Origin of the sequence: Paradesertivirga mongoliensis, assembly GCF_024436395.1 — a bacterium.
GTDB lineage: Bacteria > Bacteroidota > Bacteroidia > Sphingobacteriales > Sphingobacteriaceae > Paradesertivirga > Paradesertivirga mongoliensis.
In genome coordinates this window covers 155,291-179,008 of the sequence record NZ_JAFMZO010000004.1, presented here as the reverse complement: position 1 = coordinate 179,008, position 23,718 = coordinate 155,291, and the positions used below count along the sequence as shown (strand labels likewise).

The following is a 23,718-nucleotide window of genomic DNA, read 5'->3' as shown; positions in this document are numbered from 1 at the left end:
TATTACTTGCGCTTCAAAAATAGAGCGGGGTACTTAGAAGGAATGTTACATTTGATCAAGGTGATAGCATATATGTGTAAATAACTATGTGAATGCATTAGAAAAGGATTTAAAACAGATTTGAAAACAGTTTAGATCTCAGAAGAGGTTTCTTTTGGGATGGGCTTTGTTGGCAACATTCTTCTTTAAGCACCATCCAGGCCAGCGCCATACAAGCTAAATACTATACCGGCTAGTCAACATACCGGCTAAAGCGCTATACACTCCCCGATTTGGCGCAAGTATGCAGCCAAGGGTCTCCGTTGTTCTTCCTTCTCTGTAGCCGGGAAATGCCACGGCTCCCTTGCTCACGGCTCTACTTCAGCCTTGCAATGATGACAAGGGGCCAAGTTCGTTTTCAAAACGGATGGATACAGAACATAGTTCCTTCATTAAGAGACTTGGGCAGGCTTAGAATTTGAATTTCAAGCGCCTCACTTACAGCCATATCTGTCGCGGATCATTTTTTATTCAGGAAAATTAAAAGAAAAACCCGCGACAATCGTCTAAGAACAAGACGGACTGCAGAAGATGGACTTTGAAGGTATAAGAAGACAGCGTCACAAGGGCATCCGGAAAAAAACAGAGGCTGGATAACAAAGAATTTAAGCGACCGCAGCAAAACAATGAAAAGACTATTTAAAATTTTAAAATACACCATGATCACCTTATTCTCCATCCTGGCTGCACTCAGCTTCGCCACCATCATATACCTGCGGCAGCCTTTATTCGGGCAGGAAGCATCGGGCAAGCGCCTGGAACGCATGAAACAGTCTAAGAATTACCGCGAGGGAGTCTTCGTTAACCGCAGCCCTACTCCCACACTTACGGAAGGGTACTCTATGCCGGCCATCCTGTTCGACTTTTTCTTTAAGGGAAGCCCTCGCAAAACACCTTTAAAGTCTCTTCCTTATGTACAAACCAACCTGAAAGAACTTCCCGCGGACAGCAATCTGCTGATATGGTTCGGCCACTCATCCTACTATATACAGCTAAATGGACTTAAAATTCTAATCGACCCGGTATTCAGCGGTAACGCCTCCCCCATTCCCGGGACTACCCGGGCGTTTGAAGGTACCAACACTTACGGTGCAGATGATTTCCCGCAGATTGATTACCTGCTTATCAGCCACGACCATTATGATCATCTTGACTACCAAACCATCAAGGCACTCAAAGGAAAAGTTAAAAAGGTGGTTTGCGGATTGGGCGTGGGTGCGCACTTCGAGCGTTGGGGATATGCGCCGCAAACAATTTCTGAGCACGACTGGGATGAAAGCCTTGTGGTAAACGACGAGTTTAAGATACACACCCTCCCTGCCCGTCATTTCAGTGGCCGCACTTTTAAGCGCAACACTACCCTCTGGATGTCGTACCTGCTGGAAACTCCTAAGCAGAAAATATTCATTGGCGGCGACAGTGGTTACGACTCACACTTTGCCGAGATAGGTAAACGCTTCGGCAGCATCGACCTGGCCATACTCGAAAACGGACAGTACAATATTGCCTGGCATGCTATCCACTGTCTGCCACAAGAGGTAGCTCAGGCAGGAAAAGACTTGAGAGCAAAGCGCATCATGCCGGTTCATTCGGGTAAATTCTCACTGGCCCTGCACAGCTGGGACGAGCCGCTGAATGAGGTTTCCCGCTTTAGTAAAGAACTGAACATCCCACTAGTCACGCCTATTATCGGCGAAATCGTTTGGATGGAGAATGAGAAACAGGTATTCAGGGAATGGTGGAAAGGGTTGGAATAGCGTAAGCCGAGGGTTAGTTACATGGTATATAAAGTGGGAAAACAGGTTTGATAATGGTTCATATGTAATGTCGGGACGGTGGGAATGTTGCTGGTGTTTTTTAGAAATTCATTTGGAGAATAAAACTGACGAAGAAGACAAAGAAGTCTAAATAAAAAGACATCAGCTTGTTTACTTTAAGATGTTTGGATAAACCTCTTTTAAATTCACCAGTTCTACGTCCCGATAGGATGAGTACAGAGTCGTTATCTAGAATACAAAGACATAGTGAGTTCAGTAACACCACCAGGCTATCCAAATCTGTACTGTTAATCAGCAATCATTGTAATGTTTCCGTCGCCTGTGAAAGTCCAGCTTTTAATTATTGCAGCCAAGGATATGTCCAACACTTGGCAAGAGGTAAAATCAGAAGCCGCTCCAGAAGGTGAAGAGAATCTGCCGTAAGAAATTAACAAGCTTTTAGTGCCATTAACCCAACAAAGATGAATAACTGGATTAACTATTCCGCCCACACCTGTTGAGGGTATAGTTAAAGTATACACTGTCTCTTCAGGACCGTCCACCGAAATATCTTTTATTTTAATATGATATTGATCTGTTACGGTAGATTTCACTACATAAGCGGTTTTATTCGCTTTCGCGGAAAGAATGGGAGCCACAACAAAATCTGATGTGCTGCTGACAACTGTTCTGCTTTCATTTTGACTGACGTTATTGTTAAATAGTGGGATAAAAGTCGATACCTTGCTTCCATTAACCAGAAAGCCTCTTCCCTCACTGCTAATTTCCTCTTCGCGAAGTAAAACAGGAGCTAGTGGGGTATAGTTATTGCGCGTATCTGACGATGCGTCAGCCTTCATCCATCGAAACTCAAAACTTCCTGGAAAAGCAGTGTGGGTTCCATAGTATATCCTGTCATAGCTTATCCCTTTTACAAATTGAACCGTGGCCGTTACTTCCTTTATTAATTTGGTCGTGCTTCCGTCCAGACTTGCAACTGCGATTTTTGTTACATTAGAAGACTTAGGCAAATAGGCATACAGAACATTTCCCGAACCTGGCAATATAGAAGCAGATATAATTTTTTTAATATCTGAACCAGAGTTCCCAACCACCAATTTTCGGTTCGCACCAGTTAAATCAGTACTGTAAATTCTAGCAGTATCTATGTATAGGACTGTCGAACTAATCAAGGTATCAGAAGTTATTAAATGATCTTCCCCGGGATCAGTTTTTTTGGTGCATGAGAAAGAAACACAGAGTATAAGTAATGCAAATAATTTCCTGGAATTCATGTGATAAGGTTAAGTCATGAAGATTATAAGATGTAAATTAACTATTTTAAGCTAAAATCCATCCAACAAAATTCTGGAAAATTGAACCGTAATTGAGGAAGTAAAAATATTATAGCGTACACCTCCGTAGGCTTGAGATTGCCACGGCTCCTGCGCTTTGGGGCTCTGCTTCGGCCTCGCAATGACGACAAGGTGCAAGTTCTTTTCCAAACGGAGGGATACAGAACAGAATAACGTCATTGCGGGGCTTGTGCAGGCTTTGTGAGTTGGCGCCGTGGCAATCTGTTTCCTACATAGGAAACCCTCTCGCGCCTGGGAACCGAGGATGTGCGTTAAAGTCATCGGAAGGCTATAGCAAACTGGCCTGAACCATCGGATGACAACCTCCTCTACGCAGTGTGTCGGAAGGAAGAGAATCTGCGGGGAAGAAACCCAATATATCCTTCAAAGCCTGATTTCCTGTTTGATCACACCCCTGGCATTTAGCATCGCTCAACCGGCAATCCTCAACAACCGCCCTTTTTGCTAAAATCACGTTTAACAAGTACCTTACCATTTCGCTCTATATAGTCGCCCGATATAATTAAATATGGATGATTTGGTGAATACCCTGCGCTTCGGCTTCTGATAAGTATTTTGTCATTAACTTTCAGGCTACTTAAAGCTTGAAAATCCTTAACACTGTATTGCATCATATAATGTTCGCCATTAATGCGGACTATAACCCATTTTGGTCCTGGTTTTCCAATGGGTTGCGACCGAAAAGAAAGAGAGGTTACAAAGCCCTCCATATTGGAATAAGCATTTATGTACGTCCTTATTTTATCATGACTGGCATACACTTTTTGAGCTGCAGGAGAAGCCTGCCATTCTTTGAACTTTCTACCGTCAGGAGTAGCCTCCCATATTTTCCTGCCTTCCAGGCGGGTTTTCGTGTCAGCAATGGACAAGGGCTTTGGGGATGGCTTAGTTTCATTTTTGATTTCACGATTAGCAAATACTAGTCCGCTTACCACAACCAGCAGCAAGATCAGCGCGGAGATGACTCTTTTCATAATTCTTAAATTTTAATTGAACAATTGATTACAAAATTTTTAAACAGAAAAGGGATATGTTAAACGTTTCCTTTATTTTCCATTGCCTGTCAGTTCTGTTTCTACAAACGTAATTGACAACGTATTCTGGTTGTTAGTAAAATAGTGTAAAATGAATTGTAAACTATGTAAAATCAGCTCCATCCGATGCTATGACGATAGATAATGCATATTTTTACGTATGAAGTTAAGGTCTCCATTTCTTTTCATTACTGCATTCCTTCTGATTGTAGTTTCTGCGACTCTATGCTTCAAGTCGGACGATAGCGATTTTATATCTGCCAGAGAGATTATCGTCATGCGAAACATTGGGCATAAGATTCTACTAAGTTCCGGTGATAGCAGTTCGAGGGTTTTACCGGTTAATAAAACAGGGGATAATCAGTATCATATCCGCTTTGAGAGCAGCTTTCAGTTTACACCGGATTCTATTGTAAAAATCATCCGGCAAGGTGTAGAAAGGAGTCAGTTACCTTCTGACTATATAGTAAACGTTGTAGAATGCCAAAAGAATCAGGTGGTATACGGATTCGCTGTTCTTAAAACAGAAAAGACTGATGTGGTGGCTTGTAAAGGCAGGAAACAGCCAGAAGGATGTTATTCTATAAAAATCACCTTCCGGAGATCAACACTTAATACCCTAAGCAAGGACTATTATGTAGGGGCCGGTGGCGGTTTGACAGCACTCCTTCTGATTTTTGCGGGACTAAGAATAAATAGCAGACAGAAAAGGACGTCCGGCCGACCGTTAAAATCACTCTCAGGTACCTCCCGGTTTATTTCTATCGGGAGCTATAAATTCTATAAAGACAATCACTATCTGGAATATGGTAATGAACGAATTGAACTCTCGGACAAGGAATCAAAAGTGTTATACATTCTTGCAGGCAAACAAAATACGCTGATAGAAAGAGCCGAGCTTCAAAAAGTATGGGAAGATGAAGGGATAATTGTTGGCCGCAGTTTAGACATGTTTATTTCCAAACTCCGCAAAAAACTGGAAAACGACCCCAGCGTACGACTTCTGAATGTTCATGGCAAAGGATATAAGATTGAGGTAAACGAAGGGCTAACTGGTTGATTTAATAGTGATTCCCGGATACTGTTGATGGTCTCCAAATTTAAAATTTAACACAACTGGAAAGAATACCGGCGAAAATTCGCAGACCTCGCTGCATCCTCGCTACAAACGAGGACGACTTAGAGATGACATGTCATACACTACCCATACTTAAACCATACTTGAACCATACTTAAACAACGTGAGGGAAACGAGTCAGACTCATCTCTATATTTGAATCTGTAGAGCCCTACGGAACTCCGTGGACAGTGAGATGGAAGGTCGTAGCGAGAGGCTACGACCAAGTATGTTGTCGATTTAAGTTATCTAAGAAAGGTGCTGATGGGTGATGTGCCCTAATTTCATCACATTGTATTGTGTTTCTGAAATTGCTCCCTTTTCCTTTAGCTCATATAGTGTGTTCAGATTATTGCTCGGAAGCTTCTGAACGATCGTCTGTAACTTATCTGAAAATTCTTCCGGGTTTGCCACAAAGGAATGCTTAAAACCTAAGCAATTATCCGCTCTTCTTCTAGCTTTTACGGTTCCTACGTTAAAAAGCTTTTTTAACCGGGGATTTGCGTCCGTTTGAGTTTTATAAATATCATGAACTGAAACTTCATGGTAATTTTTAGCCCAGGGCATGATACCCTCTTCAATAATTAAGTGCTGATCGGTAAGGTGCCATTTTTCAGTTGCTCGTTTCAGAATCAGAACCAGGCCGAACAGACTTAAGCCGGCTCCTGCTGCTTTAAAAATAGGATGTTCTCCTGTTACAAGTGCTAATCCGGCAATTACAACCGCGGCAGGAAGAATATAAACAATCCAATGCTTTTTTGCCGTCATCACCGGTCTCAGATCTTTTTTAGGCGCCTTTTGTTTTGTTTTTGACATAAATACTGTTTTCAATGTTTGGTACGACTTGTACGGTATTTATTATAAAAAGATACCTTGAAATCGGGATTTTATTTTCCGCAGAGTTTCTTTTTTCAAGGACCTGCGGAGTTAAGATGGTTAAATCAATATCCTGTAATTCCAGATATGTTGTAATCGGAATTGGACACTCTTCATTCAATATGTAAAACTGCACTGTGCTATGTTCGTAATCAGCTGGCTTGTCGACCAACCTGTCGTCTCCCTTACTGGCATTTTCATGGATGCCCGCCTGCAGAACGGGCAGGTAGTTAAGCTTTTGTTCTATCAGATGCTCAGCATTAGCTGTTTGTCAGTTCGAACAGCTTTGCCATCGGGCACAGGCGAAGGTGATGAAGTAAACTCCTGAGATTCATAGATTGTTCTTCTGACGGGCATAGTAGATTAAAGACAAGAAAAAACGTCTACCGCAGAGTCCCTGAAGGAGGAGACTCTGCGGGGAAGGAAGGAAACATAGTTCGATCGATAGTTTGTCGAGTATTAACGTTCTTTTACCGTGTCCTGGTTAGAAAATCTCGTTTGAAGAAGCATTTCCCGACACATCTTTTCCGGCCACTGCCTTTCGTAAAGCGTCACTATCCCAGCCGCTATCTCTTTCAGTGATTTCAATATCACGCATATCGCTTAATATCAGTTCTTCAAGTTCTGCGATGCGGTCTCGTGCTACTTTTATATAGGATGAAGTATCCTTACGATAATTGAGAAGTTCAGTTAGTGCTTTTTCATCATAACGAAGAAAAGTTCGAGCAGCCCGATGTGTATTATAGGCCCTCAAGCCGAGCATACTTAGGGCGTCTGTGCCCATTCGCAAGGAAGAATCAAGTGTTTCCCGATAAATGTTATCTACCCCTGCATCCATTAGATCGAAGGCATCTTTGCGATCGTATGCCCTAGAAAGGATTTTCAGATGAGGAAAATGGCTCTTTACCAAGCTCACCATTTGCAGGCACTGTTCTGGTGTATCCATTGCAATAATGATTAGTTTGGCGCTTTCGGCGCCGGCCGCTTTCATCAGATCAAAGCGCGAAGCGTCGCCATAATATACTTTAAATCCAAATTTCCTGAGGAGATCGACGCGGTCGGAATCATTGTCGAGGATTGTTGCAGAAATGCCATTGGCCTTTAAAAAGCGGCCAACAATATTTCCGTAGCGTCCAAAGCCGGCTATTATCACCGGATGCGTTTCATGGATGTCGTCGCTTTCGCGCTTTGCTTTTTGTTTTGTGAAGAAGCGTGGCATGATCAAACGTTCGTTCAATACAAACATCAGCGGACTTAAGGCCATGCTTATTGCCACAACCGCGACCAGAACGCTGGTGGTTTGTTCATCCAGCAACTGATATTGTCCGGCAAAAGAAAAAAGCACAAAGGCAAATTCTCCCGATTGCGCCAATGCAACAGCAAACAGCATATTCTGGTCGCCTTTAATGTCGAAGAATGCGCCTAAAACATACAGGATAACACCCTTAACAATCACCAGGCCGAGAACCAGTGTTAAAATAAGCCCTGGGTTGGCGGCAATAAGTCCAAAATTGATAGAAGCGCCCACAGCAATAAAAAAGAGCCCCAGAAGCAATCCTTTGAAAGGTTCTATATCGCTTTCCAGTTCATGCCGGTACTCGCTGTTGGCCAACACCACTCCTGCAAGGAAGGTTCCCAGTGCCGGGCTCAATCCAACCATGATCATCAGTTCTGCGATACAAAAAACCAACAAAATAGCAGTTGCCATAAACAGTTCGCGCTGGTGGGTTTTTGCCACCCATCTGAATACAGGTCCGACAACATATTTTCCGGCCAGAATGATTCCTCCAATGGCTGCTAAAACGAGAAGGGTTTGCTGCCATCCCGGAAGGTTAGCTATGAAACTTGTACTGACCACATTAGTTTGCTGTGTAGCGAGTAAAGGAAAAATAGCCAGCATAGGGATAACAGCGATATCCTGCGAAAGCAGTACCGCAAAAGACGATTGACCAGCTTTGGTTTTTAATAAGCTTTTCTCAGTGAGGGTCTGCATCACAATAGCCGTAGATGAGAGCGCCAGGATCAGGCCGATAACGAGGGAAGACTGCCATACCTGACCAGCCAGGTAAGCAATGCTGCCCAATGCGATTGCAGAAACCAGTATTTGCAGACCGCCCAAACCCAAGATTAACTTACGCATACGCCAGAGCAGATTGGGTTCGAGCTCAAGGCCAATGACAAACAACATCATTACCACGCCAAATTCGGCAATATGCATCAGCTCCTTCCCTTCTTCGCCTACAAAGCCAAGAAGATATGGGCCAATAGCAATGCCCGCAAATAAATAACCGAGAACAGAGCCAAGGCCCAGACGCTTTGCCAGATTTACCGCCACCACTGCGGCAGACAGGTAAACTATTGCCTGTATTAAAAAAGAGTTTTTATCCATTTTACAAGGAATAAGATTTTTGTATCAGCGAGTTCATATAGGATGCGCTAACCAGATCGTCTTCACTAAACCTGCCGTCACGCAGCCCAGTAATAATTTCACGGTATTGATCCGCAAAGACTGCTACCTCTTCAGGAGACAACAGATGCGAATTATGAACTACGAAAGGAGGATAATAAGTCATTTTACATAAGAAAGCTGTCTGATCGAATGGTGCCATCAGCTCTGTAATGGTATACCTGTTGTGTCCTTCCTTCTGATAGGCAGCAAAACTTCCTCCCGAACTAAAAGCATTGAAGATCTTTTTATTTCTGAGCTGAGTACCGCCCTTTCCGTAGGCCCATCCGTGTTCGAGCACCAGATCCATCCACTGCTTTAGCAAGGGTGGAACACTGTACCAGTAAAACGGGTGATGAAAAACAATGATATCGTGTGCCAGAAGCAATGCCTGTTCTTGCGCAACGTCAATGTCGAAATCGGGGTAGACCTCATACAGGTCGTGGATGGTAACCTGATCGAGATCGGCTATTTTGTCTATTAACTGCCTGTTTACCCTTGATTTTTCGTAAACCGGATGGGCAAATAAAATGAGTACAGAAGCCATGTGTTAAGTTCCGGAAAATATTTTTGCTAAATATAGAGTAACTCTTCCAAGAAACCTGCCTTTCGCTGGCTTAAGTCCGTGAATCGGCCTCATTTGCAATGAAGATGAAGCGAGAACAGCGAATCTATCGCCCTTCATACAATTTTCAATCGTTAGCAAATCACACTCTCCCGAATAATCCCCTGCACTGCTCATCAGATAATCTTCGCTAATCCACAATACCTGTTCAGACCGAATACCGTGTCTATAGGCACAAGTACACCACCCAAAGGCCAACCTTGCTGTGCGAACAACCGGAATGATTCGAAGCTTCTTCGGCTAATATCCGGGATTGGATGGGGACAGGATATTACCAAACAGGTACCATATTCGGGAGTGTTCCCGGGTTTGTTCGGGAGTTGTTCGGGAAAACCTACCATTTGTTCGGAAACTGTTCGGGAAACGTTCGGAAAACACCTAACATTCTTCGGGAATTGTTCGGAAACGAGCGAACGATTTGCGAAGCTTTCCGGCACTTGTTAAGAACCAGGTAATAGCCTGTTCGTAATCAGATCCAAACCTTTGAGTATGGTTGTCCAATTATTAATCTATATTATATTTTAAAGGATCTCATTTCCAGGTCGAGATATCAGTCATATAGCCTTAGATGAAATCAAGGAAAAAGCAGAATACTAAACTTAAGCCCAGAGAGGGGTTATATATGGAAGGTCGTAGCGAAACGCTACGACCAGTACAGAGAACCGAATGAACGACCTTTAATTTGGCCTTCCGGTATGATGATTGAAGTTTTTATATGCAGGGCCTTTCAATTCCTGCTGCTTATTGCCAACAGTGGTTACTAAGGTCTGTTCCACTTTTGAAGTAGCTCTACCCGGCTGACGGTTCTTATAATCAGGCCCCTGGAGTGTTTCTACAGTGGTGGCCGACTGGATTTTTGTTGGCACCGCTTTATGCATCCAGTGCTTATAGTTTTTATATTCCGGACCTTTCAGATCACTTTGTTTTACTTCGCTTTTTTCTTGAGCTAAGGCACCAAAGGAAACTACAAACAATCCTAAAATTAATGTTGCTTTTTTCATGACTGTTTTTTTACTGTCCTTACAAATTTACAGTCGATGACAGGGGTATGGTAATATATGAATTTACCCTATTTGTATCCGTATTTATACGGATGCCGTTTAATTCATGAGTTAGATCAAATTTATTTCAGTGGCTTTTTTAATAAGTTCGGCAGTGTTTTTTACTTCCAGTTTTTTAAGAATATTAGTGCGATGGGTTTCTATTGTGCGCGAACTCACAAACAATTTAGCAGCGATTTCTTTTGTGGTCAACCCCTTAGAAATCAACCCCAAAACCTCGGTCTCTTTTTTGGATAAAACATTATCGCTGACACTTTGGGCAGACATAAAGTTTATCATCTTTTCAGAAATTTCAGCGCTAAAATATTTCTTTCCTTTGTAGACTGTTCTAATTGCAAAGATCAGTTCAGATTCATCGGTATTTTTTAACAGGTAACTGTAAGCGCCCATCCTCGCACATTTTGCTATATAATTACCAACTGTGTGCATGGAAATCACAATAGGTTTTATTTTAGCGTTTAAGTCTTTTAATTCTTTTAAAACCTCAAAACCGTCCATTTTTGGCATGGTAAGATCCAGCAAAACAATATCCGCATCGACCTCTTCTTTTATTACGTTCATCAACTCAAAACCATCAGCAACACTTTTAACAATTTTAATGTCGTCATGCTTCTTAAGTATTTCTACAAGCCCATTTCTAAAAAGCTCATGGTCATCAGCAATTATTAACTTGATCTCATTCATAATTCAATCGGCAGTTCAATTTCGAAAGTTGTATTTCCAGGTAAAGCATTGATCGTAATCTTACCATTGCAAATGTCTACGCGTTCTTTAATGTTTGTGATTCCGGATCCTAGTTTAACAGTGTTAATATTAAAGCCAAAACCGTCATCAAAATAGAAAAGTGATATAAACTCATCAAATTCTGAAAGTGTAATACGGATATTTTTCGCTTTAGAATGTTTTAATGAGTTGTTAATTAGCTCCTGGCTTATTCTAAAAAGATTGATTGCCTGATGGTCAGTAATATTGGAGTCTTCCTGTTTGGTAAGATCCTCATATTCAATATTTATACTAGTTGATTTATTTAAGTTTTCGATGTAATTTGTGAGTGTTATACCAATTCCAAAATCGTCTATCGAAGCAGGCATTAATGCGTTCGACATTGACCTGATCTCGGAAATGGCCTCGTCCACTATTTTTTTCATCTCAGTTTTCTTCAACTCATTATTAACGTTATTTTCAATATAGTACTTCAAAGAAGTTAAATAAGGGCCCAAACCATCATGAAGCTCTCTCGAAAGCCGACGTCTTTCGTTTTCCAAACCATCTACCAACAGCCGCTTTGCTACTATTCTGGTATTATCTTCTTTATTTTTGAAATCGATGAGCTTTTCTCTCATCGTTAGAAGACTTTTCCCAAGGACGTCATTGGCACTGCCAGGTCTATAAATTGTGTTCAGATCCATATTGCCGATAGCTTCAGAAAATTTCACAGCACCTTGTAAAGAGGCTTTCAGGTTCGAAAGCGCATCGAACATTTCTTTTATTTCATTCGAACTTCTTTTGTATTCGATGTTTTGGTTGTAGTCGCCTTTAGCCATAACTCTCAGGCTATTACGCATATTCTTTATCGGGTCGACAATAATTCTTGTCAGGAAAAGAGATAGGGTAACAGCAACCAAAAAAATGACGAGAGTTAAGGTCATGAGCCTTAACTTCAATTTTTCTAAAGGCTTGGTAACCTCACTTACATCAATTTCAGAGAGAATGACCAACTTTAAGTGTGAAATTTTAATAAGACTGTATACACTATAAACCGGTACACCTCTGTAATCCTCAAAAATATCTCCGCCATTAATCCCTTTTAACGCACTAAATACCCCCTGCGTTTTTACAGATATATCATACGGTTGTTTATCCGAAAAACGAGACTCCGAACGCATTCGAAAATCTTCGCCAACCAGATAGGTCTCTCCACTCTCGCCCATACCGGTTCGTTCCAAAAGGATGTTTTGTATATTGCTATAATCTATAACTTTGATCTTTCTGCCTTTTTGGGTATTCAAAACAAAACCTATTGTTGCTTTTTTATCCTTATGATAAGGAGTAAGATCGTGGATGCCACTGATCGTTTTTATACTATCAGGAAGCGCGAAAGCAGTACTATCAATTTTTTCGCCATACTGGTCAGATGATTCAAGACTTTCCCATTCTGTCTTTATCAGATTTTCTATCTGAATACTTTCAAGGGTCTCGATTGAATTTAACTGCGCTAAAATGCGATCGTTTAAAACACTCGAAAACTGTTCATAAAACGAAAAAGACAACCCAGCGATCACCAATACGATCAAACTATTGATCATAAGTAGTATTAGTGTTTTTATGTTCATTAAAATCTTATTAAAAACAGGTTGTCCAATGAGCTTTTTGAAGGTGTAATTATACGGATTTGCGATCTGGAAAACGACATGGTTAAGCCCAAATCCCTGTCTGTCGAAAGGTCCGCTTGCTGCTTAAGCTTGAGGGCTGACTTATCCAAAGCCTAGCTTAATGCCCGCAATAAAAGAAGCTTGTAGCCTCGTCGGCTGGTTCGAGCTTGCAGCTCGAACCCTATTACACAAAGTCAATTCCCAGCATCTCTTCACCGTCTGAATAATCTATGGCGCTGCTGTATTTCCAATAATGAGCTTCTGTTACAAAGCCCGCTACCAACGGGATTGTTATGAATATAATTAACTTTTTAATCAATTACTTCCGGGCTCCATAACTCGATAGGCTTATTGTGCTGTTGCCAGAACTGCTATTCTTGACATGCTGTTGCTGGTCGACAATCTAGCGTACGCGTCACGCTTGCGCGATTGTATAAGTTGGATATCAAGCGGTCCTTTCTCGCAAGCATAATCTGGCACTGTTGTAAAGATACGCTTCGGGATTCAGATGCAGGTTCTCCAGCTTTTGATCCATCATGTAGTGTCCCGAAGTTCTATCGGATGGTTATTCTGTGTTTAAGAAGATATTGAGGCTTTGTCTTACGCAAAAGGAAAGGGTGAAATAAAAAAAGGTGCAAGGCTTCTTTGCCTTGCACCTTTTACAAAACCATCGATCTCTTCCTTTAGCTATTTCTTAAAGTTCTAAAAGTATTTCGTACAATTACACGCTCGCCTCCTCTATTCACAAAAAGTTTTGCTCTGCGTGACAGGTGATAATTATTGTCTAATTTAAATTCGGTAGCATCAAATATACTGCTTCCGTTTACTACTATATTTTGCCTGTTCGCTCTTCCTGATAATCTTAAAGTAGAACATTCATTAATTATTGTGTTTACTTCTGAGACGTCGAGTGTTAAGTCGACAATCGACTTATCTTTTTGCACAATAGTTAATTCGTTTGACAGAATGGTATTCAAGGAGCGAACAACTGCATCGCCATGGGTTTCTATTGATGATAACTCTACCATGGTGACAACCACTTGGAGCCTTTCTATACTGTTAGAAGATATACTGAGCTTATCACCGACCTTACTCATAATAGCGGAATCCTGCGCAGCTGAATAATAAATATTTAAGCTTTCGTTTTCGGCCTGCAACACAATAACTTCAACATTCCCGTTAATGCTAAGTTTTTTAACACCTTCCAACGGCAAGGTTTTAAAGGTATTTGCATTACTGGTAGAAGAATAACCGAGAATGGCGATTACAACAACTATTACTGTCAGGCCTTTTGTAAGTATCTTTTTCATTTTTCCGTTTTCTTAATAGACTTTAATTGTACTGAAAGTTTAATTCGTTTTTGGAAATGTAGGCTAAGTACTTAGATAGGTAGACGAAATGCTGAAATAAAGCGACATGCCTAGATGTTCAAAAACGACATTCAGCTGTTGTTACAGTAATTAAGATTCTCCCACTCTCTCTTGATGAACCAATTCATTAAAATAGGCACCCAATCTAGCGCAAGCGTCCGCTTGTGCTATTGTATAAGTTGGATATCAAGCAGCCCTTTCTCGCCAGTATAATCTCTGGCACTGCTATAAAGGTAGGCTTCTGGTCTGTCGACGAATTCTGATAAACCGGATTTATCTGCAGATATTCCTTTTTTGATCCATCATCCTTACATCGTAAATCACATGATTTTAATTGCTTGGTTTCTTTAATTTTTTACCGGCTCCTTCCAAAAAAGAATTCCCCTTCTCTGAATGCATTGTATAATTGATCAGTTTGCTCAGTTGGTCGGGTGTTAAATGGCACTTCACATTTACATAAACCAGCTGGTTTGCTTCCGGTACAGAAATGGAAACTGTGATCCTTTTTATAACGTCCTGGTCGTTTTGATCTACTTTTAAATAAATCCATTGCGAACCATTATGCACCGAGAGCCATTCTGCACCGGAAAGCCTGTTTATGGAAGTCCGAAAGGCAGTGACCAGTTTTGGATTGGTGGTTTCTGCAAGTGTGACTCTTACCTTTTTAATCCCGTTTGTCAAACTGATAATGTCACCCGGCACATTTTCATCAAATCTTAAATAATTTTTCACGATCGGCTTGCCAATAAACATGGGCACTCTAATTGTTTTCACTGAAACCGCGCTGGAATATTCCCTCTTATTGAAGACATCAATATCACTGCGCGATGAAACAATGCACGAACTAAAACTGCCTGCTGCAAGTAAAAAAATAAATGTAAGCTTTATGCGAAATAGACTTCGGTTCATAATCTCTTAGTGACAGCTTGAAAAATTATTTTTGATCCGAAATAAATTTTGATAATTCAGCCATGGGTATATCCCCATCCAGCAACATTAAAACATTTTGGTCGCTACCTGTAATAGACAACAATAATGTGTGCAGTACGTCTCCTGAAGAGTTTTCTGTTAATAATTTTATTTTTCTTCCGCTGGAATTTATGGTTACCAGTTCCATAAGATTTAATTTTTTTACGGCCTGGTTGATTTCATTTTGCAATCCGGGCGGATTCTGCCCTTGCTTTACGGAAAACGGTTTCAAATCTACAAGGCTGTCTAATAGCTTACCTCCACCAGAGACCAGGATATTTATAGAATTTACCTTTCCTAATAAGGGTTTTATTTTCTGCAGATCTTCGTCTTGTATGTAAAGTTTGTTCAGCATGTTAAACATTGGCTTTCCTATTTTAATAGACGTAATACCCTCTGCCTCCTGGTATTTATCAAATATTTTGTGTACGTCTTTCAATTGTCCGAAAGCTGTGCCGCAGAAGAAAAGGACGGCGATGATTGTGGTTAATTTTTTCATTTTTCTTGTATTTTATTGTTCTGTTATTTGCTTCAACCTTTAAGTTGATTTTGTTGCTGTTGGATGCCGGTTTTTATTTTATGATATACTATTCCTGATCAGGGTGTCTTATAGCTTTATTTTTATCTCTCTTATCGGTTTTAGTTCATCTACCGTAAGGGTAAGATTCTGCGAAATCATGCCTAGTGATTCGCGGGTTATGGCAATTGCATCTGCTTCATCCGTAATAGGTTGGCCGTTTACAATTACCAGGTACTCCGGGGAGTTTGAATTATTGCTAACACCTGTTGTATCTGCCTGCCTGATACTTTTCTGTACCGGTCTTTTCTTATCGGTGTTCACAACAGCGTCCCTGTTTTTTTTCGATGCTGTTTTAACTTTTTCTGTTGCCGGTGATGCGTCTTCTATTTCATCTGCCGGTAATACAGCGGTTGCCCTAAGCTCTTTATTGGGTTCTGCCGTTTTATTTGATGGAGGTACATTTGCCATTTTATCCGTTTGCGGTAGCGGCCACAGGATATAAGCAGCCCCTATTATTGCCAGCATAGCCGCTGCTGCCAAAATTCTTTTCATCCATACTCTCCGGGCCGGAAAAGTTTTTACCTTATCTGAGGGAATGCCCTTCATAAAATCCTCAAATTCCCAATCCATTTTTTGCCCTCTTTCCTCCTTCAGCATTTCGGCATATAAAATATCCTGCTCGTCGACCAAGGCTTCTGATTGTAACAAACTAATCTCTTCCGCACTTGCGGTGCCGGCATAAAACTTATCCAGAAGCTCACTATACTTTCCGCTCTTCATACTCTTGAAGTTTTATTATTTGCATTTTTATTTTTTGTCTCGCTCTGCTAAGGTTTGTCCTCACTGCGCCTTCATCTATATCCAGTATGTCTGCGATTTCTTTAGTATCAAACCCTTCCACGTCGCAGAGATGAATTGTAATTCTTTGCTTTTCGGGCAGTTTATTTATCGCGCCTTTTATGAGCTCTACCATGTTGCCCTGCGAAACTTCGGTAGAAAGAGATTGCGTTTTCGCAAACTGTCCGTGGTGCTGTACAATTGTTTGCTCCTTCTTCAGCCTGTTCAGGCAATCATTTTGCAATGCTCTTATTACAAATCCCTTTAAGTTTTCTATATCATCCAGTTCATCTCTTTTTTGCCACATCTTCATCATAATATGTTGCACCGCATCTTCGGCTTCGGGGGCATTATTTAATAGCCGCAATGCTAACCTGTACAACAAGTTTTTCCAGCAAAACACCTCAGCCTTGAACCGAACAGCATCCATAATTGAATCAGTTTTATATATAACAATCGGCAGTGCCTACCCGTTACATCAGGGATAAAAATAAATGTAAAGGTTTAATTAAATTAGAAACAAAGGTACCTGTAATGCCAGGTTGCAAAAGAAGTTGATTGTGCATGTTAGCTTGATTCTGTGGATTTAAAAAATCTATTTTTTAGTCCTACAAAGGACGATTGCTATTTCCCTGTTTCCTTCAGCTACCTGAGAATCGGAGTAATTACAACCTTTTAAGAGCCACCACGCTTACTTTATTAGCAACGATGCTTACTTTATCAGTAACGGTGCTTACTTTATCTGCAACGGGGCTTACTTTATCTGCAACGGGGCTTACTTTATCTGAAACGGTGCTTACTTTATCTGCAACGGGGCTTACTTTATCTGCAACGGCGCTTACTTTACAGGAAACTACGCCTACTTTAAAAACCTCGAAGTCTACTTTAAGAACAATGATGTATATTTTATTAATGCGGATTGTAATGAAATAATGAGGTTATTCCCGCCGTAACAGCCCCTCATTAGTTTAAGGCACAAGTACGCCCTCCACGAGCTCAATGCTGCATGGCGTTGCTCGGGGCTGAGGTGAGCTCGGATTAGCGTCTTTGGCTCTGAACACCAAATGTACATGGCTCGGCATTATGCACCACGAATATATTTCCATACTTTTCTCTTTACGACACCAAGCCAAGCTGCTAACTAACGCCATAAAGTATTCATCGCGAACGAAAACATCGATCCAGTTAATGGTAGCAAAGCTGACGAAATATAGGCCTTCGTTATTGTAGAATTTATAATTACGACTCATCTGTAGATAGATCCAAGATAGTAATTATAGTTTATGTAAAAGGTCCGAGCTGCAAGCTCGAACCAGCACGCGCCTTATACAAACGCTTATGCTCGCAGTAGCTGGGGACTTAAGTGTTACTCTTAATGAAGTTTCGAACGACATTAGATGCAGGAGAATCCAAATCAAGGAACTCTTCGAAATATTCCTTCATTGGCTCGGTTCTAAAACCATCTAAAGCTCTAAACTCTTCTGAACCAAAAGCTTTCAGCACGAAAGGAAATCCTTCAAAACTCCTGTAGTCAATTCGAGTGGATAATATCTTGATAATACTGTGATGAGAAGGATGTCTTTTAAGTTCTTCAAATCTGTTATCAACAACTTCAGCAGGACCTTCCAATAATCCCAACACATTTCCATTGGCAAAAATAGTAAGGTGGGAGATATCCAGAGCTGCATTTAGCTCGCCAGCCTGGTTAGCCCAACCTTTGATCTCGATCGGAGTTATTTCTTTCATCGCCGAACTGACAAAAATGATGCATTTAAGCCCGTTTCCTTCCATAAGTATTAGCTGGTTTTAATAGTGAATATAATGCCTTATTTCAATACTATCAAAGTTGATTGATAATTTAATGGCTTATTTCCTTTACGGGCTTAAGCTTAATGGCTAAATAGCGAAGGCCTAGCTTAATACCCGCAATAAAGAAGCTTGTAGCTTCATAGAAAGTGGTGTTTATCGAAGGTCGTAGCGAGACGCTACGACCAATACGGGGGGATTCTGCGGTGCTGAGATCGTTAAATCAATATCCTGTAATGTCAGATATGTTGTGACCGGGATTACGCCTTTCTCATCCAATATGTAAAACCAGCGTGGAGATTACAACCAAACATTTAGAGCATCAACTTGCACAAATCTTCTATTTCGCAGAATTTTATCCGAGTAATTTTACATAATCACGAATGAGGTCAATAAAAACTTATACTAAAAATTATAAACCTATAATGAAACGCTATTTCAGTCAAATCTTATTTGTTCTCTCGGCTGCTTTTTTGCTTCCAACTTCCGTATGGGCAGAAGATATCCAGGTTGGTTCTACCTCAAGAAAAATAATCAGCTACGCCCCTGCAGGGATCACCAAAAATCGTCCCTTAATTATCTCTATGCACGGATTTAATCAGGACGCCAGATATCAACAAGAAAAAGCCCAATGGGAACCCATTGCAGACACTGCTAAGTTTGTAGTGGTTTATCCCGACGGCTTGAACAAACGCTGGGATATTTCAGGGTCTACCGACCTCGAGTTTATTTCTACTATAATTGATACCATGTACAGGCGCCATGGCATCGACCGCAGCCGGGTTTACCTCTCTGGCTTTTCGATGGGAGGAATGATGACCTACTATGCAGCCACAAAACTGGCAGACAAAATAGCGGCATTTGCCCCGGTTTCCGGATATCCTCTCCGTGGCGGGGATTATAATAGCCCAAGACCGGTTCCTATTATTCACATACACGGCGATGCAGACGATGTAGTTACTTATGGCAATTTGGTTAATTATCTAAACGGTTGGGTAGTAAAAAATCAAGCATCTCCTACCCCACAAATTGTAAAACCGTATCCGGCCAGCAAACCGAATTCGGTAGCCACGCGGCAATTATGGAGTGGTGGAGCCAAAGGCACAGAAATAGTATTGATAACCCTGGCGGGAAAAGGACATTGGTATTCTATGGATGTAGCGAATGGAGTAAACACCAGCATAGAAATATGGAACTTCGCAAAGAGATTTTCATTGCCAAAGTAGAATATGTTCCAAATATGCAGTTTTGATATCCGTTCAAAAATCACTTCCGGATATCTTTGCAAATAATCGTCACTAAGTACAACGTTTTCTGAACATCGATCCAGTTGATAGTAGCAAAGCTGACGAAATATAGGCCCTCTTTATTGTGAAATTTATAATTACGACTCATCTGTAGACAGGATCAAGATAAGGAATTGTCGTTTATTTAAAAGGTCCGGGCTGCAAGCTCGAACCAGCACGCGCCTTAGACATGACGCTTATGCTCGCGGTGGCTGGGCTTTTTTTATAAGAATTTACGATCGTTCTCTAATTTGCGAAGTAGGGCTTGTTGATGTTCAAACGCTATATCATAAACGAAATCATGAAATTCATGCCGTTTTGTTCCAAAAAAAAGATGAAGGTTCTTTTGCTCTTCATTCAATGTATTTATCAATGAATCCTTTCGCGACCGCATATCGTTATAAATTGACTCCCCTGCGTCCTGAAAATAAAAATACAGGTGCATTATTTTCCCGTTTGTGGAGGCATCAAGTAAGCTAGGTCCCATAGTATGGCTGTATTGTAAAGCTTGCTCTGTTCCTGTAAATGGGACGGTGTAGGTTAATCGTGTGATATATACATTGGAACCCCTCATGCTCATCGTTACTGCTGGCAAATAGTCGCTGGCCTCCTGGTGGCTCATCTCAAGTAAATCCGTTTCAGCATTTGTGGCCGGCTGAAGTTCAATTTTTTCAATTTGGAGAAGCCAGTTAGCGAGATCAGCGGATATACTTTTCAGCTCCTGTACAGTTGTAGAGGCAGTTATTCCTTTCTGCAATATTGCTTTTTTGGCACTCTCTCTTTTAAAATCTAAAAGTTGAGTCGCATTTTGTTTGTAAATTTGTAAGGTAGGTTTAGCCATATGAATATGTTTTTGACTAAAATAAGGATTTTGGGGAATTTTAAGACGATGACGTTTACACATAGCGCCGAGCTCCTTCTCGATCATCACCAAAGGTCCGAGCGGCACGCTCAAACCACCGAACGATAAACATGCTCGCGCCAGCATAGGAGCCAAGATAACGAATTGTCGTTTATTTAAAAGGTCCGGGCTGCAAGCTCGAACCAGCACGCGCCTTATGCAAAACGCTTATGCTCGCGGTGGCTGGGATTAAGGACGTCCCTTGTATCGTTCCCGTTCATACCTTCGTAATAACATAAAGAACCTTGAAATGAAAAACCAATCAATCTCGCTAATCCTCCTGCTTATCGCCAGCATCTTCACATCCTGCAACAAAGAAGACATCGAGTTCCAGAATCAATTTGAGAAGAGCTACCGGGCTTGGTTAGTTTTCAAGAAAGAATCTAACAACTCATATACTTATACCACTGTCTTTGGATCGTGGACTGGCTTTGCCGGGCAGACTAAAATTACCGTTGCTTCTGGTAGAATAGTTGAGCGTCACTTTAAATATACTGCAATTCCCCTAGGCGCCCTTGTACCGCAGGAGTCTTTGGAATGGACGGAAAACGAAAATCAGTTAAGCTCGCATACTTACACACCTGCTTCATTGCCGCTAACACTCGACCAAATCTATGACAAAGCTAAGAATGAATGGCTTGTGGAGAGAAAAAATGTAAAAACCTATTTCGAAGCAGAGAATAATGCATTAATATCTTCCTGCGGCTTCGTAGAAGACGGATGCCAAGATGATTGCTTCCGCGGAATCACTATCGCATCAATCGAAAAGAATTAGTAATCTGATATACACTAAGGGACTTCTTTACCTTTCATCGTCCCAGGTTGCAACGAAATATTCGTCACGGACAAATACATCGATCCAGTTGATGGTAAGCAAAGCTGACGAATAGAGGCCGTCTTTATTGTAGAAGTTTATAATTACGACTCATCTGTAGATGTAATCAAGATAAGAAACTGCCGCTAAATAAAAGGTCCGAGCTGCAAGCTCGAACCAGCAAGTGCCTTATACAATGCGTTTATGCTCGCGGTAGCGGGGGCCGTAATCGGGCATGAGGGAGAGTGTCCACATAATTCTGTGAGGATCTGTTTGGGGTGGTTTTGAACAGAACGCAAAGCATCTTGAGGTTTCCGGGGATTTGAAGTTGTAGGGTTTCGCTGGTGCCAGAATATTCGGGGTTGATTTCTGGTATTGGGTAATTTGCGTTTCAGTTTTTTTGGCAAATCCTACATTCTGCTTTAGGCGGTGTTGATTCATATGCAAATTCGGCTTGAGGTCTGACAAACAAGACGTAGGTTAAAGCAATTAGAGTTTGCTGAAGAATCATTATTTCCGTGAAAGCACATTCCGAAGTATCTTTGCTTAGTAATATGCCCGCTGCTGTGAAATTTGACACTTATGCCCCTTGTGACATGCTAAAGCCTTTTATAAAGGCATTTGCTGTTTCGGAAGCGGTTGAAGAAAATACTTATCGAGTATTACCAGATACGGGGTTAGTAATTGGCTTGCAGTATAAAGGAAGACTATCCCAAATAGTTAATAATTCAGAAAGTATCCTTGCTGCTTCAGGTGTTACAGGATTGAATGACAGCTATCGCATTTTTAAAAATTCTGCAAATATTGGAACAGTACTTATATATTTCAAAGAAGGTGGAGCAGCGAAATTTTTCAGACATCCTATTCACGAGCTTTTTCAACAAAGCTTATCGCTTGATAATCTAATGCTTAGTTCTGAGTTAGTACTTCTTGAAGAGCAGCTCTATGAAGCCCGGGAAGATGCAGACCGGATTGCTGTTGTAGAACATTTTCTTATTTCAAGAATGAGACAGATTGAACCTGATAACCTGGTACTGGCCGCCATCTCTTTAATTCAGCATAGTAAAGGAAATATCAGGATTAAAGCGCTGAGCGAATACCTAAACATCAGTCAGAGTCCGCTTGAAAAGAGGTTCAGGCAACTTATTGGTGCGAGTCCTAAGAAATTCGCATCGATTATTCGCCTTAAGTACGCTCTAGATAGCTACCAGCCCCAAAGCTCCCTGACAGATCTGGGCTATAATTCCGGGTTCTACGATCAGGCCCACTTCATTAAAGAGTTTAAAACCTTTACCGGCGAAACCCCTGAGAAATACTTCAAAAGAGTATAAGAAAAACGATTTTTTACAATTACAGGGTTCGTCATTTCCTGACCTTCGAATAATAAATAAATACAAAATGGCAACTATCAAATCATTTGCAGCTCCTCACAAAGGGTTACGCAATGTTATCTCCAAATTTTCTTTTCACTTAGGGTATACAGATTTTAACGATCCCGTGCAATTAAGCAAGCTGAAGTCGCTGGGGGCAGATATGTTTACTTTACTTAAGGATCATGTCAATACAGAAAATAATCATACACTGAAGCATTTGGAAGAACGAGTTCATGGAGCTTCTGAGCATGACAGGCATGATCATGAAAAATTAGAATTAATACAGGATTCTCTAGAGCATCAGCTCGAAAACTTTATTGGTAATGAGTCAGTTGATGAAATTCATTCTTTTTATCTCAGCTTTTCGGTGTTTCAAAGTCAGTATCTGGAACATATTTATGAAGAGGAAACCGTGACCGAACTATTACTTCAGCAAAATTTCACTGATGATGAATTGTTTCATCATAGGGCTGCAATTATGCAAAAGATATCATTCCCGGTAATGCTTTTATGGATGAAATATACTATTCCGGCCCAAAGTGAGCGAGAGAGTCTGGGTATGCTGGGCGGATTGAAACACAACGCTCCGCCTGAAGCTTTTGAGCAAGTATTAGATGTGATTGCAGCTGAAATGGATGCTGAACGGTATAAAAGTTTAGTGGATAAATTGTAGACATATACTGGAGGCTTTGTTTGGGGCTGGTTTGGAATATTTAGTTAGGGTCAAATAAAATTGTTTCAGTTCGATTCAAGTTTTGGTTTACTTACAAGCTTTTCTATCGACCTTTTTAGATCTTCCATTGTAACTTCCAGATAACGTATTACAGATTCGTTGCTTAGTCGATAAACTGAGCAACCCTGAGATTTTAAGAATTCATCCCGCTCATGATCGTAGTTTGCCTGGCCTAAATTGTCGTGTACTTTGCCGTCTACTTCGATGATTAGTTTTAGTTCTTCGCAGTAGAAATCTACGGTGTATTTATCTATGGTGTGCTGGCGGCGGAATTTAAGGTTGTGGAAGCGGCGGTCGCGTAGTTTGTTCCAGAGGACTTTTTCGGCTGGGGTAGATTGGCGGCGGAGAAGGCGGCGGAAGGGTTTGGCATCCATAGGGAAGAATTTTTGAATTGGTGGAAATTAGT

The 23,718-nt window shown here is 41.1% G+C and carries 24 protein-coding genes; 8 read left to right on the top strand and 16 right to left on the bottom strand.

Annotated elements, in window-relative coordinates:
- Positions 1-665 precede the first annotated feature (665 nt).
- Entirely contained in the window at positions 666-1,796 is a 1,131-nt protein-coding gene (locus tag J3P43_RS16325) for an MBL fold metallo-hydrolase (protein WP_255904428.1), read from the top strand.
- 308 nt (positions 1,797-2,104) lie between these two features.
- On the opposite strand, the gene J3P43_RS16320 is transcribed toward J3P43_RS16325, so the two are convergent.
- Together J3P43_RS16320 and J3P43_RS16315 are read right to left on the bottom strand one after the other, a co-directional pair.
- Positions 2,105-3,091: a hypothetical protein gene (locus tag J3P43_RS16320; protein ID WP_255904426.1), complete on the bottom strand. Its 987-nt coding sequence runs from the start codon at positions 3,089-3,091 to the stop codon at positions 2,105-2,107.
- 506 nt (positions 3,092-3,597) lie between these two features.
- Positions 3,598-4,146: a hypothetical protein gene (locus tag J3P43_RS16315; protein WP_255904424.1), complete on the bottom strand. Its 549-nt coding sequence runs from the start codon at positions 4,144-4,146 to the stop codon at positions 3,598-3,600.
- A gap of 220 nt (positions 4,147-4,366) precedes the next feature.
- Between J3P43_RS16315 and J3P43_RS16310 the strand changes: the two genes are divergently transcribed.
- A complete protein-coding gene (locus tag J3P43_RS16310; protein ID WP_255904422.1) occupies positions 4,367-5,266 on the top strand; it encodes a winged helix-turn-helix domain-containing protein in 900 nt (299 codons plus the stop codon).
- Positions 5,267-5,572: 306 nt separating this feature from the next.
- Here J3P43_RS16310 and J3P43_RS16305 read toward each other — a convergent pair whose 3' ends face one another.
- On the bottom strand, positions 5,573-6,139 hold the full coding sequence (locus tag J3P43_RS16305) for a YdbT family protein (RefSeq protein WP_255904420.1): 567 nt from the start codon (positions 6,137-6,139) through the stop codon (positions 5,573-5,575).
- A 202-nt stretch (positions 6,140-6,341) separates the two neighbouring features.
- Here J3P43_RS16305 and J3P43_RS16300 point away from each other — a divergent pair, with 202 nt between their 5' ends.
- Positions 6,342-6,527, top strand: coding sequence for a hypothetical protein (locus tag J3P43_RS16300; RefSeq protein WP_255904418.1), 186 nt, complete (start codon positions 6,342-6,344; stop codon positions 6,525-6,527).
- Between the two features lie 156 nt (positions 6,528-6,683).
- On the opposite strand, the gene J3P43_RS16295 is transcribed toward J3P43_RS16300, so the two are convergent.
- The 10 genes from J3P43_RS16295 to J3P43_RS16250 form a co-directional block, all read right to left on the bottom strand.
- Positions 6,684-8,588, bottom strand: coding sequence for a monovalent cation:proton antiporter-2 (CPA2) family protein (locus J3P43_RS16295; protein WP_255904416.1), 1,905 nt, complete (start codon positions 8,586-8,588; stop codon positions 6,684-6,686).
- Position 8,589: 1 nt separating this feature from the next.
- A complete protein-coding gene (kefF, locus tag J3P43_RS16290; RefSeq protein WP_255904414.1) occupies positions 8,590-9,192 on the bottom strand; it encodes a glutathione-regulated potassium-efflux system oxidoreductase KefF in 603 nt (200 codons plus the stop codon).
- Between the two features lie 755 nt (positions 9,193-9,947).
- A complete protein-coding gene (locus J3P43_RS16285) occupies positions 9,948-10,271 on the bottom strand; it encodes a hypothetical protein (protein WP_255904412.1) in 324 nt (107 codons plus the stop codon).
- 111 nt (positions 10,272-10,382) lie between these two features.
- On the bottom strand, positions 10,383-11,015 hold the full coding sequence (locus J3P43_RS16280) for a response regulator (protein ID WP_255904410.1): 633 nt from the start codon (positions 11,013-11,015) through the stop codon (positions 10,383-10,385).
- Complete coding sequence (locus J3P43_RS16275; protein ID WP_255904408.1) at positions 11,012-12,664, bottom strand: sensor histidine kinase; 1,653 nt, start codon at positions 12,662-12,664, stop codon at positions 11,012-11,014. The genes J3P43_RS16280 and J3P43_RS16275 overlap by 4 nt, the downstream gene beginning before the upstream one ends.
- Before the next feature lie 722 nt (positions 12,665-13,386).
- The gene (locus tag J3P43_RS16270) at positions 13,387-14,013 is read right to left on the bottom strand and encodes a GIN domain-containing protein (RefSeq protein ID WP_255904406.1); all 627 of its coding nucleotides are present in this window, start codon (positions 14,011-14,013) and stop codon (positions 13,387-13,389) included.
- A 390-nt stretch (positions 14,014-14,403) separates the two neighbouring features.
- Entirely contained in the window at positions 14,404-14,982 is a 579-nt protein-coding gene (locus J3P43_RS16265; protein WP_255904404.1) for a hypothetical protein, read from the bottom strand.
- Between the two features lie 25 nt (positions 14,983-15,007).
- The gene (locus J3P43_RS16260) at positions 15,008-15,541 is read right to left on the bottom strand and encodes a DUF4252 domain-containing protein (protein ID WP_255904402.1); all 534 of its coding nucleotides are present in this window, start codon (positions 15,539-15,541) and stop codon (positions 15,008-15,010) included.
- Between the two features lie 108 nt (positions 15,542-15,649).
- Positions 15,650-16,342 carry a hypothetical protein gene (locus J3P43_RS16255; protein WP_255904400.1) on the bottom strand — a complete coding sequence of 231 codons (693 nt, stop codon included), beginning with the start codon at positions 16,340-16,342 and terminating at the stop codon, positions 15,650-15,652.
- Entirely contained in the window at positions 16,323-16,829 is a 507-nt protein-coding gene (locus J3P43_RS16250) for a GFO_1088 family ECF-type sigma factor (protein ID WP_255904398.1), read from the bottom strand. The genes J3P43_RS16255 and J3P43_RS16250 overlap by 20 nt, the downstream gene beginning before the upstream one ends.
- A 278-nt stretch (positions 16,830-17,107) precedes the next feature.
- On the opposite strand from J3P43_RS16250, the gene J3P43_RS16245 reads away from it, so the two are divergent.
- Entirely contained in the window at positions 17,108-17,332 is a 225-nt protein-coding gene (locus tag J3P43_RS16245; RefSeq protein WP_255904396.1) for a hypothetical protein, read from the top strand.
- A 426-nt stretch (positions 17,333-17,758) separates the two neighbouring features.
- Here the strand turns inward: J3P43_RS16245 and J3P43_RS16240 are convergent, their stop codons facing one another.
- Positions 17,759-18,190, bottom strand: coding sequence for a BLUF domain-containing protein (locus J3P43_RS16240; RefSeq protein ID WP_255904394.1), 432 nt, complete (start codon positions 18,188-18,190; stop codon positions 17,759-17,761).
- A gap of 398 nt (positions 18,191-18,588) precedes the next feature.
- On the opposite strand from J3P43_RS16240, the gene J3P43_RS16235 reads away from it, so the two are divergent.
- On the top strand, positions 18,589-19,431 hold the full coding sequence (locus J3P43_RS16235) for a CE1 family esterase (RefSeq protein WP_255904392.1): 843 nt from the start codon (positions 18,589-18,591) through the stop codon (positions 19,429-19,431).
- A gap of 283 nt (positions 19,432-19,714) precedes the next feature.
- On the opposite strand, the gene J3P43_RS16230 is transcribed toward J3P43_RS16235, so the two are convergent.
- The gene (locus tag J3P43_RS16230) at positions 19,715-20,332 is read right to left on the bottom strand and encodes a hypothetical protein (protein WP_255904390.1); all 618 of its coding nucleotides are present in this window, start codon (positions 20,330-20,332) and stop codon (positions 19,715-19,717) included.
- Between the two features lie 310 nt (positions 20,333-20,642).
- Here J3P43_RS16230 and J3P43_RS16225 point away from each other — a divergent pair, with 310 nt between their 5' ends.
- The 3 genes from J3P43_RS16225 (at position 20,643) to J3P43_RS16215 (ending at position 23,252) form a co-directional block, all read left to right on the top strand.
- Positions 20,643-21,167, top strand: a complete 525-nt coding sequence (locus tag J3P43_RS16225) for a hypothetical protein (protein WP_255904388.1) — start codon at positions 20,643-20,645, stop codon at positions 21,165-21,167.
- 557 nt (positions 21,168-21,724) lie between these two features.
- Complete coding sequence (locus J3P43_RS19730) at positions 21,725-22,537, top strand: helix-turn-helix domain-containing protein (RefSeq protein ID WP_255904386.1); 813 nt, start codon at positions 21,725-21,727, stop codon at positions 22,535-22,537.
- 67 nt (positions 22,538-22,604) lie between these two features.
- Complete coding sequence (locus J3P43_RS16215) at positions 22,605-23,252, top strand: hemerythrin domain-containing protein (protein ID WP_255904384.1); 648 nt, start codon at positions 22,605-22,607, stop codon at positions 23,250-23,252.
- A gap of 65 nt (positions 23,253-23,317) precedes the next feature.
- On the opposite strand, the gene J3P43_RS16210 is transcribed toward J3P43_RS16215, so the two are convergent.
- A complete protein-coding gene (locus J3P43_RS16210) occupies positions 23,318-23,686 on the bottom strand; it encodes an endonuclease domain-containing protein (RefSeq protein ID WP_255904382.1) in 369 nt (122 codons plus the stop codon).
- Between the last annotated feature and the right edge of the window lie 32 nt (positions 23,687-23,718).